This is a genomic window from Imperialibacter roseus (assembly GCF_032999765.1).
In the GTDB taxonomy this organism is placed as follows: Bacteria; Bacteroidota; Bacteroidia; order Cytophagales; family Cyclobacteriaceae; genus Imperialibacter; species Imperialibacter roseus.
The window spans coordinates 5,240,975-5,253,285 of the sequence record NZ_CP136051.1 but is presented as its reverse complement, the minus strand read 5'-3'; the positions used below and the strand labels follow the sequence as shown (position 1 = coordinate 5,253,285).

Annotated in this window: 9 protein-coding genes; 2 read left to right on the top strand and 7 right to left on the bottom strand. The window is 46.0% G+C overall.

Annotated features, from left to right (window positions below; translation table 11 throughout):
- Positions 1 to 9: 9 nt before the first annotated feature.
- The 3 genes from RT717_RS22155 to RT717_RS22145 form a co-directional block, all read right to left on the bottom strand.
- Entirely contained in the window at positions 10 to 2,322 is a 2,313-nt protein-coding gene (locus tag RT717_RS22155; RefSeq protein WP_317488536.1) for a carboxypeptidase-like regulatory domain-containing protein, read from the bottom strand.
- Between the two features lie 30 nt (positions 2,323 to 2,352).
- On the bottom strand, positions 2,353 to 3,093 hold the full coding sequence (locus RT717_RS22150) for an outer membrane beta-barrel protein (RefSeq protein WP_317488535.1): 741 nt from the start codon (positions 3,091 to 3,093) through the stop codon (positions 2,353 to 2,355).
- A 210-nt stretch (positions 3,094 to 3,303) separates the two neighbouring features.
- Positions 3,304 to 4,053, bottom strand: coding sequence for a LytR/AlgR family response regulator transcription factor (locus tag RT717_RS22145; RefSeq protein ID WP_317488534.1), 750 nt, complete (start codon positions 4,051 to 4,053; stop codon positions 3,304 to 3,306).
- 358 nt (positions 4,054 to 4,411) lie between these two features.
- On the opposite strand from RT717_RS22145, the gene rlmN reads away from it, so the two are divergent.
- Complete coding sequence (rlmN, locus tag RT717_RS22140; RefSeq protein WP_317492375.1) at positions 4,412 to 5,455, top strand: 23S rRNA (adenine(2503)-C(2))-methyltransferase RlmN; 1,044 nt, start codon at positions 4,412 to 4,414, stop codon at positions 5,453 to 5,455.
- Positions 5,456 to 5,476: 21 nt separating this feature from the next.
- On the opposite strand, the gene RT717_RS22135 is transcribed toward rlmN, so the two are convergent.
- Genes RT717_RS22135 through RT717_RS22120 form a run of 4 tightly spaced genes read right to left on the bottom strand, consistent with a single transcriptional unit; the run spans position 5,477 to position 9,418 of the window.
- Complete coding sequence (locus RT717_RS22135) at positions 5,477 to 6,382, bottom strand: rhomboid family intramembrane serine protease (RefSeq protein ID WP_317488533.1); 906 nt, start codon at positions 6,380 to 6,382, stop codon at positions 5,477 to 5,479.
- Between the two features lie 6 nt (positions 6,383 to 6,388).
- Positions 6,389 to 7,177, bottom strand: coding sequence for a rhomboid family intramembrane serine protease (locus tag RT717_RS22130; RefSeq protein WP_317488532.1), 789 nt, complete (start codon positions 7,175 to 7,177; stop codon positions 6,389 to 6,391).
- A gap of 6 nt (positions 7,178 to 7,183) precedes the next feature.
- Complete coding sequence (gene mutL, locus RT717_RS22125) at positions 7,184 to 9,055, bottom strand: DNA mismatch repair endonuclease MutL (protein ID WP_317488531.1); 1,872 nt, start codon at positions 9,053 to 9,055, stop codon at positions 7,184 to 7,186.
- A gap of 3 nt (positions 9,056 to 9,058) precedes the next feature.
- Positions 9,059 to 9,418 (bottom strand): hypothetical protein, encoded by a 360-nt coding sequence (locus RT717_RS22120; RefSeq protein ID WP_317488530.1) that lies wholly within the window; start codon positions 9,416 to 9,418, stop codon positions 9,059 to 9,061.
- 131 nt (positions 9,419 to 9,549) lie between these two features.
- On the opposite strand from RT717_RS22120, the gene RT717_RS22115 reads away from it, so the two are divergent.
- The gene (locus tag RT717_RS22115) at positions 9,550 to 12,306 is read left to right on the top strand and encodes a serine hydrolase domain-containing protein (RefSeq protein WP_317488529.1); all 2,757 of its coding nucleotides are present in this window, start codon (positions 9,550 to 9,552) and stop codon (positions 12,304 to 12,306) included.
- Positions 12,307 to 12,311: the final 5 nt, after the last annotated feature.

The window sequence follows — 12,311 nt, the reverse complement described above, 5'->3', positions numbered from 1 at the left end:
ATCAATCAGTCACTGATTCACGTCTTCAAGACGTTCACCAGTTCCATATATCAGTTTGACATCAAAAACACTTCCAGAAACAGCGTTAATAGTGGTTGTTGTGGAGAAATTGATCACACCATCGTTAAAACCAGGGTTTAACTCCTGAAGGTATCCTGATCCCTCGTCAGTAATTGTGTAGTCGCCATTCCACTCCACCTCGCCTGTGCTCAAAATGGAGAAGTTGGAAAGAAGAACCGCTGCGCCAGTTCCTGGAGATGTAGCAAGGGTAGGCGTGATAGTTACACCAAATATTACGTTGTAACCACTACCTTCATCAACGTTAAACAGGTCTATTACATGGCCGTTGTCGTCAATTTCCACATCAGCAAAAGCTATCATTGCCGTTGGCTCAACAACTTCTACTACTGGGGCACGGTATGAAATATCCGTTCTAAGATTGGTCACTGTTCTTGTTAACACGATGTTTCCAGAACCGTCGATACCCACCAGATCATTGAAGTCCTCCCCAGTGAGGCCGCTGCCTGCTTCTGTAAAAGAAACATCAGAATCGAAGTCGTCAAGAGGATCGGAAATACTTGATAGGTACCATCCGAATTCAGGGAAAATTGTGTATGGCACGGTAATACCAGTGTTGTCAATAGCCACTGAGTACTGGAAGCCAGTTCCTAGCACCGCAACAATAGGGAAGGCAGTTCCGCCGCCGCCTGAAAAGGTGATGCCACTAATTGCAGTTGTATATCCTACACCTGTAGTAGATGTTTGCACTTGATCAACCACGCAATCGCATGTAACAGTAATTGTGGCTGCGGTAGTTGGTGCTACAGCTGGCGCAACTTCTGTAACAGTTACGGAGTAGCCAGTGATACCGAAGAAATTCACGTCATCATCATCATCATCAAGTAGGAAATTACCAGCTTCAGTAATCGCAGGCAATACACCATTTCCAGCTCCATCGTCCACAGCCGTTTCGGTAACGGTTACCGTACCAAGCACTGTGGCACCTGCAAGCACATTGATTGTGATGTCATAGTCTTCACCGATTGTGTAACCTACTCCACCACTCACGGTCAGGTCAAGATCTCCAAGCAGTGATGTTGTGAGAACTGCCGCTGTAGTGGGCGCCGTTGCAGTTGTTATTGCAGCAGTTGGAGATGTTTGGAAAGTTCCACCCTCGCTTCTGATATCAAATTCAATATTGTTTACGTTATCTGTGCCAGTATTGCCGTCAATATCAAGTGTGAAGTTGATGTCTCTTGCAAATGGAGCAAAAGTAAGGTTCGCACCATTTCCAGCACCCGTTGGAGCTGGGAAAACCGCTCTGGCTCCTGAAATAGCTACTGCAGGCGACTCGTTAACATTTGCGCCAAATCTTGTAGGAACAGACGCCAATTCAGGGGTGATTGACTTGCCATTTCTGGTGTCAATAACTATTGCCTGATTGGCAGTAAGGGTTGGGGCCTGTAATGTGTAGGAAATACCAGACTCCGTGGCAGGTAAAAGCATGGACCACGCACCAGTAGCATTGTCAACTACGGCTGAGCCGACACCTTCGCCTATGAACCTAAAGTCACCCAGGCTAGCAGAGCCATTGTAAAAACCGCCTACTCCGCCACCAGAAAACGCAGTGCCGTTAAGGTAGGCAATGATTGTTACGTCTTGTGGAACTTCGGAAGTTTCGTTAGTTACGTCAGTCTCTATTGTTGCTGTACCATTGATGGTGGCAAAAGTGCCGCTAGCGCCATCAGCCGACAACAGAGTTATGCGAGAAGTCTCGCTTCTTCCCAATGGGTACACTTTGCTATTTATCAAAAGATAGTCTGTTCCATTGTTTATGGATCCAAGTTGCAGAATATAAGATACCCCAACGAAGCCGGGAGCAGAAATCTGAACAGGGTTGTCGCCTATTACAACATCTGTGAAAATGGCCTGGCCAGTAGCATCAGTTACTGCGTCGACACGGCCGGCAGCAGCATTACTACCCGCCAGAGAGATAGTTGCACCTTCAATAGGTGTGCCACCTTGGTTCTCTACAGTTAGGGTGTAAGAAGACAATAGTCCAGCTTGACGCAATGCTTCAGCGTTTTCGTCATTTATTGCATCAGTAAGTTGAGTTTGAAATACCCTCATCAGAGAGTCATTTGCACGACTAAGCTCGTACTGAAGAATGAGCTTTTCCAGATCGTAACCGTGTTTAGTTGCGGCCAATTCGGCTTGTTTGTCGAAGAAGTCTTCCTCTGTGAATTCGTCTTCGCACGACGTGAAGGTGAATACACCCAGCGCCATTATTACGAGCAAAAAATTGAGTTTAATTGTTTTCATGATTTTATGAAGGTTTGTTTTTTTAAATCATTAAAAGAAATAGCCAAAATTGAGGCTGATAGTTGACGGGATAAGTTCACCACCCAATCCAGGGCGACCCCGGTCGATGTTGATGTTGTCGAGTCCATAACGGTAGCGAATCTCCTGATAGAACGAGCTGCCATTTCCAAGCCCATACTCAAGCGCAAATCCGCCATGCATCGCAAACTGGTGGCTTTGGGTGCTACTGCTAACGTTCTCAACAGTGTTAGAAACTGGGGGTGCCAATGAACCATCAGCCATAGTGAAGTTCAAATCCCTGCTTTCAAAAGAAGCAATAGAGTAACCATAACTCGCTCCAATAAGAAATTTGGGAGATACGGAACTGCCATTTGTCGGGATACTAATGGCTGCCATTACTGGCAATTCAACATTTTTGATCGATCTGGATCGGTTCTCGTAGGTAACACTTAGGATGTTCCCTTCGAATGCAGATAAATCAATAACCCTGTCAGACAGACCACCGCCGATACCCATGTAAAGCAGTTCACCTCGAATACCGATTAAGTCAGAAACCTGGTAGCTGACTACAGCGCCACCATTTACATCAATTACCATACCTGTCTGGCTGAACTGGTTTAGGTTCGCACCAACCTTTGCCCCATACCGTAAAGGGCTAAAGGCACTAAGTCCATCATCCTGTGCGGACGCATCATGGACCCACAACCCACATAATAGAAATATTAAATGGGTGCTTCGCAAACGCCTTAAGCGTGAAACAAAACTTCTCATATATTATATAGTTAAGAATGGTTTAATTACGCAGTTCGTTATAACTCACAAAAGTCTAAAAGTAACCACAATCGATTTCGATGGAAATACCCATTTCTAGGTATTTTATCATTATCTAATCCAAAAGTTCAAAAAACACGGGACATGAAATAGGGAAATTTTTATTTGTTAGTCAAGTTTTAGCAAAAGTACTTTGTCAATTAGTATTCGCTATTTTGTGTACGCCGCTAATTTTTCCATCAAATGCTCCTTTTTTCTTGTAGCCACAGGAAGGGTCGTTCCGTCCTTCAGAACGATCGAACCTCCATCGGCTTTGTCGAGGCGAAGAAAAAACTTAAGATTGACGAGGTGAGACTGGTGCGCACGAAAAAATTGATTTGAAGAGAAAAGGCTATCAAAATCTTTCAGCGTCTTTGAAATAAGCAAGAACTTGCCATTGGCTAAATAGAACTTTGTATAGTTCCCTTCAGCCTCACACCGCACAATCTCATCCGTTTCGATCAGGTGAATGCTATCATGATCCTTTAGCAGTACCCTTTTGGGTAGCCGCTCATCTCTGGAACTCTCCAGAAGTAACTTAAGAGAAAGCTTATCAAAATGGGCTTTTAAAGATTCTCTGGCTTTAGATACTGCAAAATTGAGTTCACCTGGATCAACTGGTTTTAGCAGGTAATCTACAGCGCTGAATTTGAAAGCCCGGATGGCATACTCATTGTGCGCCGTCACAAAAATGATTTTGAAGTCGATCGTCTCAAACTTTGAAAGTAAGTCAAACGCTGTGCCTTCATTAATCTCGACGTCCAAAAAAACGAGGTCAGGTTTTTTACTGCTGATCACCTGAAATCCAGTACTAACTGAGTCTGCCTCACCTGCGATTTGGATATCAGGGTGTGAAACCTTTAAGAGAGCTTTTAGTGCCTCTCGCAGTGGGGCCTCGTCGTCAACTATGATTGCTTCCAACTAGTTTTGAACAGTTAGTATGTAGTAAACTTATTGAAAGGTAATAATAGTGAAACTTTTGTGCCCGGGCCAACTCGTTTAAGTCTGAAAGGTCTCCTGGTTAATTTTCGTCTTCCTTTTAGGAATTTTAATGGACACAACCATTCGTGCCGCCACCAATTCCGATAGTACTTATTGGTAGCAGGTAAACAGCCGGAAGGAACTTCGTAAGGGCCGAGAAGGTTAGCTGAGTCATTGGGTGTTTATCGTCAATTCAATTCCGGTTCGATCTCACTGGCCTGACAAAACCCAAATTCCTTTGCCGCTGGCATCACTTAACAACTAATAGTCGCTAACTTTACAGCTTTAATACCCACACATAGTGCAAGATATTCGAAAAATTTCTTCATCAGAGCTCGTCGATGTTTTTAAAACATGGGGAGAACCTGCTTTCAGAGCCAAGCAGGTGAGCGAATGGCTGTGGAAAAAGTCTGCTACGTCCTTTGATGAAATGACCAACCTGTCGTTGAAGACAAGGGATATGCTGAAGGAGCATTTCAGTATTTTGCCGGTAACCACTGCTACCAAGCAGGTGTCGGCCGACGGAACAATTAAATCTGGCTTCCGGCTACACGATGGCCACATGATTGAGGGTGTGCTTATCCCGGCCGATGACCGCATGACCGCTTGCGTGTCTTCACAGGTGGGTTGCTCATTGACTTGTAAGTTTTGCGCCACCGGTTATATGGAGCGCAAAAGGAATTTGGATCCCGCAGAAATTTACGATCAGGTGGTGATGATTGACAGGCAGGCAAGGGAAGCCAACAATGTGCCTCTTACTAATATAGTGTACATGGGCATGGGCGAACCGCTGCTCAACTATGCCAATGTGCTCAAGTCGGTAGAGTATATTACGTCTCCTGACGGGCTAGGCATGTCGCCAAAACGAATCACGGTTTCTACGGCTGGCATTGCCAAAATGATCAAAAAGCTGGGCGATGACGAGGTGAAGTTTAATCTGGCGTTGTCGCTCCACGCCGCCAATGATGAAAAGCGCAACCAGATCATGCCCATCAATGAGTCCAATACATTGGAGGCATTGAAAGAGGCCTTGCAGTATTTCTATCAGAAAACGAAGAACAAGATTACTTTTGAGTATATCATGTTCTATAGTTTCAACGACACATTAAAGGATGCTGAAGAGCTTTTCCAGTTTACAAAGGCTGTGCCCAGCAAGGTGAACATTATAGAGTACAATCCGATTGCAGAAGCAACTTATAAAAATGCCGACCCCGAAGCGCTTGATAAGTTCTCGGCCTACCTGGAAGACAGGGGGGTGGTGGTCAATGTGCGGCGCAGCCGGGGCAAAGACATCGACGCCGCCTGCGGGCAGCTAGCCATCAAAGACAAGCCCGCAGCCTGATCTTGATATCCACTATCCTTTCTATTTCTTACTAGCATTGAAAAGCTTCTGCTTTTCTTCTTTGCTCAGGCTCTCATAGCCGGAGTGCGAAATCTTGTCGAGGATAGCATCAATTTCATCCTGATCAGATTTAGTGTTGGACGCTGAGGCTTTCTTCGTGCCGGTGAATTTCGTGCTCTTGTGTGTGACCCTGATTTTTGGGGAGGGCTTGAATAAACCTTTGAACCATTCCATCACACTTACCACCGGCGTTCCAATATCGTTGCCTCGCTGGAGCTGTCGAATAAAGATGAAACCCATCAAAGCACCCCCGAGGTGAGCCAGCTCACCGCCAGCGTTGGCACCAATGGTTTGTGAAAAAGACAGCAGTATGTAAAAGATGGCAATGTATTTGATTTTGACTGGCCCGAGAAAGAGCAGGAAAAAGGTGTAGTTGGGCATAAACGTGGCGGCTCCTACCACAATGGCGTACACACCTGCGGAAGCTCCCAGCATGACCGATCCAGCCACTCTTTCGTGAAAGTAAGGGATAAGGTTATAAATGAGTATGTAGAAGAGCCCTCCAACGATGCCTCCAATCACATACATGGAAATGGCCCGCTGGTCGCCGAGATACTCTACAATGATCTTCCCGAACCAAAAAAGGAAAAGCATATTGAAGATAATGTGGAAGAAGCCTTCGTGGGTAAAGAAATATGTGAGCAGGGTCCACGGTTTGACGATGAAGCTATCGATGGACGCAGGTAACATGAACTGGCGAAGGATCATCTGATAGACATCAGGGTTGCCCGACAAGACCAATATCACTTTGAAAATGATCAGCGCTACAAAAATAATCACATTGATCATGATGAGCTGGATCAGCCCATTGTTAGGCCTGCTCCAGGCGTTTTTAAAATCGTCGAAAAGTCCGCCGTTTCCGTACATAGTCTTCTAATAGAATTTGCTGGAGTTTTTTTGCCAGTATTTAATCACTATAAATGCGATGAGCATACCACCCAGGTGAGCCAGGTGAGCGACATTGTCCCCCTGAGAACGGTTTAGCTCTGAATACAATTCATAAGCTCCGTAGAAAAATACCAAATATTTTGCTTTGATGGGTATGGGGGGGAATAACAAAAACAGTTGCGTATTGGGAAATAGCATTCCAAAAGCCATTAAAATTCCAAACACCGCTCCGGAAGCTCCCACCATGGGCACGTTTTCAATCCTACCCACAAGGTCTTGCACAAATACCCTGCTTTGGCTGATATACTCCGGGTTGTTTGGGTTTTCTACATAAGCATCAATAAAGCTAATCAGGCTTTCGTAGTACTGGCTGGCATGCTGCACCACAAAAAGGTTGAAAGCTTCGGGGTCAGGGTCGGCCAGGTAGGCCATCGCATCATTTGAAACAGCCGAAGTTTCGATATAGTCAATGGTGGCATATAAAAGGCCAGCGCCTATGCCAGTGACCATATAAAAGAAAAGGAATCTCTTCGGCCCCCAAAAGCGCTCAAGCATGTTGCCGAATATGATCAGGGCAAACATGTTGCCAAACAGGTGCATAAAGCCACCATGCACAAACATGTAGGTGATGAACTGGTAGGGCGCAAACGAGTCGGCCAGAATATACCGCAACCCAAATGTGGCTGCGAAGTCCATTTTTAAAATACTTTCCAAAAAAAACACCACCAGATTTACTATCAGGAGGTTTTTCACCATGGGTGTCAGGTTGAACATAGGCGTTTATTCATTAAAGAAACTGGCAAGCCGATCAAGGCCTAATATGTACATGGTTGCCTGGCCGCCGGGCGTATAGTTAGGTTGGGTGCAGGCAAAAAGCTGATCGATCAATGAGACCATTTCTTCGTTGCTAAGCATCTTTCCATTTTTGAGCCCGGTGCGTTTGGCCATTGACCTCGCCAGATTCTCTTTACGATTTATACTCAATTCAGATTTATAAACTTTAAATTGTTCTATCAACCCCTCCAGCACTTCCTTCTCGTTGGAGCCGGAAAGTTCGGCAGGCATGCCGTTGATTACGAGGGTATTTTGGCCGAATATACTGAAAACAAATCCCAGTGCTTTCATTTCTTCCTCCATTTCCATCACTAATTGATAATCGGAGGGGTTGAGGTTGAGCTGCTGTGGAAAAAGAAATTGCTGCGAAGCTGCCTGGCCTTTTTCGAGGTGGTGTGTGAACCTCTCGAAAAGTATCCTTTCGTGGGCGTGCTCCTGATTGATGATCAGCAAGCCTGATTTCACCTGCTTACAAATGTATTTTTTGTGAAGCTGGAACGGGGGATTGATTTCTGCTTCAAGTGTGGCCGCTTGAATCTCCTGCGTGGGCTCCTCCGGCGTTGCGTCGCTGGCAAAAGTTTTAACAATAGGTTCCGCACCGGCAGCCCCCTCTTTCTTCACATCTTCAAAAGAATATTGGGCTTCCAGATTGGCATCTTCGTAGAGTCTTTCCCAGTTCTTTGCGTTGTTTTTACTCAACGGGGAGCTGAAAGACGACGAACTGGCCGGCATAGGTCTTTTCGCCTGGCTTATCTCATCAAAATTAAGCTTTGAGCGGGTGATCGCCTCAAAGTTCACGTCGTAATTGAAGTCCAGAGAGGGCGCTATGTTATGTGCGCCAAGTGCCTGCCTGATGGCAGATTTTACCACACCATATATCATTCGCTCATCTTCAAACTTCACTTCAGTCTTCGTCGGGTGCACATTGATATCTATTTTGGAAGGATCCATATCAATGAAAAGCACATAAAACGGATGGGTGTCGGCCGACAAAAGGCCTTCGAAGGCGCTCGTAAGAGCGTGATTCAGGTAATTGTTTTTGATGTAGCGATTGTTGATAAAGAAGAACTGCTCGCCACGGGTTTTCTTGCTGAACTCTGGCTTGCCAATGTAGCCATGGATTTTGATCTGGTCGGTGCTTTCGTCCACCGGCACCAATTGTTCCCTGTAATTTTTGTTGAAGAGCCCGATGATCCGGCCCGATAGCTTTCCTTCCTCGAGCTGATATACCGGGAGGTCATTTTGATGGAGGGAAAATGCGATGCCCGGATGAGCCAGCGCCACCCGCTGGAATTCATCAATAATATGGCGCATTTCTACCGGGTTGCTCTTGAGGAAATTACGCCTGGCCGGCACGTTGAAAAAAAGGTTTTTTACTGACACCGTGCTGCCCTGGGGCGTTACGCAGGGCTCTTGCTTTTTTATCTCCGATCCTTCAATGCATATGAATGAGCCCAGCTCCGACTCTTTTCTTTTTGTTTTGAGCTCTACCTGAGCCACGGCAGCAATGGAAGCGAGGGCCTCGCCCCTAAATCCTTTTGTCTGAATCCGGAAGAGATCTTCGGGCGTTCTTAGCTTGGAGGTGGCATGTCTCTCAAAACTCATGCGTGCGTCAGTTTCCGACATGCCAGCTCCGTTGTCTATCACCCGGATCAGCTGCTTGCCAGCCTCCTTCACAATCAATTGAATGGAACTGGCACCAGCATCTACGCTGTTTTCCAGTAATTCTTTGACGGCCGATGCAGGGCGCTGTACGACTTCTCCCGCTGCTATTTGGTTGGCTAGCGACTCAGGAAGGAGACGTATGATATCACTCATTTGCTATTTTTTGAAAAAGATACCTCTGAAGCGAAAGTAAAGGTAAACAGGAACACCTAGCATTAAGAAGTAAAATACCTGATTGCCGTAAAAAAGATAGCCAACAAACCCACCGAGCAGGATCACAGCAATGACGAGCTGGAGGAGCGACGTGGAGTAATTGGTGCCTGTGAACGATGAGCCCGTTTTTCTTCTGAATGCTCCGGCAATGCTGGAGGTAGTGCCACTTTCGGCATCCTCATTCATATCATTCTTTATTTTTCTGGTGCGCTCTTCGATATCTTCCTTGACAGGATCGTAGTGTCTTGGTGTATAATCAAAGTTCTTATACCTTGGCAGGCGAATAATTGAAGGAATTCTCATAATAAAGCAGGTCTTCCGTTCTTCAAAATTTGGTACCGCTTTTGCTACTGTGTGCAGAAGGGTGAATAAAATCTTTACGTTTTAAAACAAAGTTAGGTTATATTTTAGGATTAACACAGATCAAAAGATCAATGTTCCAAAAACTTTACACGGCCTCAATAACCCTACTTTGCCTGGTGCTGATGCACTTTGGAGTCAGGGCACATGCATGGGGCGAACAGGAAGTTTTCGGTGAAATAGTGACACAGAGGTGGATGTTGACGCTGGAGGAGGTTGATAGAAGATCGCAAAACGACTCTATTTTACAATTTCTGAATCAAAGGGAACTTGGAGGTATTTTATACCAGCCGCACCACTTACTTTCCGAAATTGCAGCTCACATCGACTTGGTTGAAGAAGGCACGGAACATCAATTGTTGATCGGGCTCAATCTCAGTGCCGCTGATCAAAAAACCTATCGCAACCTTGGCCTCACACCACCGTCGGTGCTGGCAGCAGTGGCTGACGACGATTTGACAAGAAAAGCGGCCTCACGTGACGCAGCTCTGTTACGTGCTGCAGGCGTTGATTTTGTGATGATAGACCTCTTTCGACTTTCTTTTTGGCAAGGCTATGGTGAGCAGCCCGAAGCTGTAAAACAGTCTGCCGTTGCTTATCTGAAAGGTCTCACCGAAGGAGGGATTGATGTTGTGGGTAATTTCTCATCCAGTGCGTTTGGTGAGTCAAGACTTCCTTTAACCGAAGAGCTCAGCCTGTCCAAGGATGCCGAAATTAGGGGGATCAATATTAGTTCTCTCCAAAATCAGCCAGTGGCTTTCGAAAACGGCTACGAGGCGACTAAATTCCTGGCTAAGGAGTTTAGCTACCATCCAATCACATTCGCCTCTTACCCATCAGAAAAGGCCTGGAATCAAGACTTGAAGAACCCTGTTGCTGATTTTCTTTTCGTGTCGCCGGGGCAGGCATTTCACGAGTCGGCAAGGCTTGTTGATGCCAAGATTAAATACAAGAAACAAAAAGCGGTGATCGGCAAAATTTCGCAATGGAAATTGCAGCGACTCCTGCTCCGAAGCCAGCCTGAGAACTTTGTGACAGCCGCAGGCAACACAGCTGAAAGGTCATTTGCTTTTCAACTGAATTTGAAGTCTGCTACGCTTCTGACAAATGCTGAGTCCTTGATTCCGTTTAAAAAACTGGAAAATCAATCCTTTGCAACATCCTCTTTTGGTAATGTGAGCAAGGATTTTCTTGAGCATATTCACAAGTATGCGTCCGTAACAGAATTTGCCTTTCCCAGTGGGTTGATGAGCTCAGAAATGCCAGCCTGGCAAATCGCTCATTTCGACAATTACATCGCCGCTATCGATCTGGCGTGGTTCGATGCCCTGAGCCACGAGGAGCAAGCCAGGCTGCTGGTTTTTTTTATCAAGCTGCAAAAAGAGCGGACGAAGGTTACGTTGGTGCTTTTGGGGTTGAGCGAAAACCTTGAGTTGTTTGCAGGCATTGAACACATAAGCTACCACCCTGTGGGCGGCGAACAGGCGGAGCGGCTGGCACCACAGCTTCTTTTTGGGGCCTATGGTTACTCAGGTAAATGGAATGGGTCGAAAGAGCTTTTTGCCAATGCATCTTCAACAGCGTCGCTTGCCAGGCTAAAGTATGGAGAGCCATGGATGAGAACCATTAAAGGACTCAATGTGGTGGACAGCATTGCGATAAAAGCCATTGCAGACAAGGCCACTCCCGGCTGTCAGATTTTAGTAGCCAAAGGTGGCGTGGTGCTTTACGAAAAGTCCTTTGGCTACCTGAGCTACGACAGCCTGATGCCTGTTACCAACGAGACACTTTATGACCTTGCTTCGTTGACCAAGGTGAGTGCCACTTTACAGGCGTTGATGATTTTGGTGGATCAGGGAAAAATCGATATTAAATCCAACCTTGGAGCCTACATTAAGAGTACGCTAGACACAAACAAAGAGAGGCTGATTGTGGAGGATGTGCTGCTTCACCAGGCTGGGCTCAAGCCCTACATTCCTTTTTGGCAGCGATCTTACGAAAGCAAAAGAAAGAAGATACTTGACCCTATGTTCTTCAACGCCTCCGCTGGCGAAGAATTTTCTATGGAGATTCTGCCCGGCATGTACTCAACTCCGGCTATGAAGGACTCTGTTTGGCGATGGACCTTGCAGACGGATTTGATGACCTTAGGGCCAAAAGATTCAGTTTACACCTACAAATACAGTGACCTTGGGTTCATGGTCATCCAAAAACTAGTGGAGGAAGTTGCCGGAATGCCACTCGACGAGTTTGTGAGCAGAGAGGTGTACAAGCCTCTTGGCATGGATCGGCTTTGTTTCCAGCCTTTGTGTAGTTATCCTTACCAGTCGATCGCACCAACTGAGCTCGACTTCTATTTCAGAAAAAACATGGTGTGGGGAACGGTGCACGATGAAAACGCAGCGATAATGGGTGGAGTAGCCGGGCATGCCGGCCTGTTTGGAAATGCGAATTCACTGGCAATTTTGCTTCAAATGCACCTGCAAAAAGGTTATTACGGAGGCAGACAATATGTTGACAATAAGACAGTTGATTTGTTTACTCAGCGCCTGTCTAACAATGCTCCACGGGCGTTAGGCTGGGACATGAAAGACCTCTCTTTCACAAGAAATAATACTTCTTTTTGGAGTTCTGAAACTACTTATGGTCATACTGGGTTTACTGGTACGGCGGTGTGGGTAGATCCGGAAATGGAACTGATTTATATCTTCCTTTCCAATAGGGTTCATCCGGACGCTCACAATAACAAACTCGTAGAATCGAATATACGTACAAGAATCCAGGACGTAATCTATCAGTCGCTAGGTTGGCAGCTTACTTCCGGTGAATAGTTAGC

Coding starts and splice junctions, on each gene's coding strand:
- RT717_RS22150 (WP_317488535.1), bottom strand. CDS start 3,093: ATGAGAAGTTTTGTTTCACGCTTAAGGCGTTTGCGAAGCACCCATTTA.
- RT717_RS22130 (WP_317488532.1), bottom strand. CDS start 7,177: ATGTTCAACCTGACACCCATGGTGAAAAACCTCCTGATAGTAAATCTG.
- RT717_RS22135 (WP_317488533.1), bottom strand. CDS start 6,382: ATGTACGGAAACGGCGGACTTTTCGACGATTTTAAAAACGCCTGGAGC.
- RT717_RS22115 (WP_317488529.1), top strand. CDS start 9,550: ATGTTCCAAAAACTTTACACGGCCTCAATAACCCTACTTTGCCTGGTG.
- RT717_RS22120 (WP_317488530.1), bottom strand. CDS start 9,418: ATGAGAATTCCTTCAATTATTCGCCTGCCAAGGTATAAGAACTTTGAT.
- RT717_RS22155 (WP_317488536.1), bottom strand. CDS start 2,322: ATGAAAACAATTAAACTCAATTTTTTGCTCGTAATAATGGCGCTGGGT.
- mutL (WP_317488531.1), bottom strand. CDS start 9,055: ATGAGTGATATCATACGTCTCCTTCCTGAGTCGCTAGCCAACCAAATA.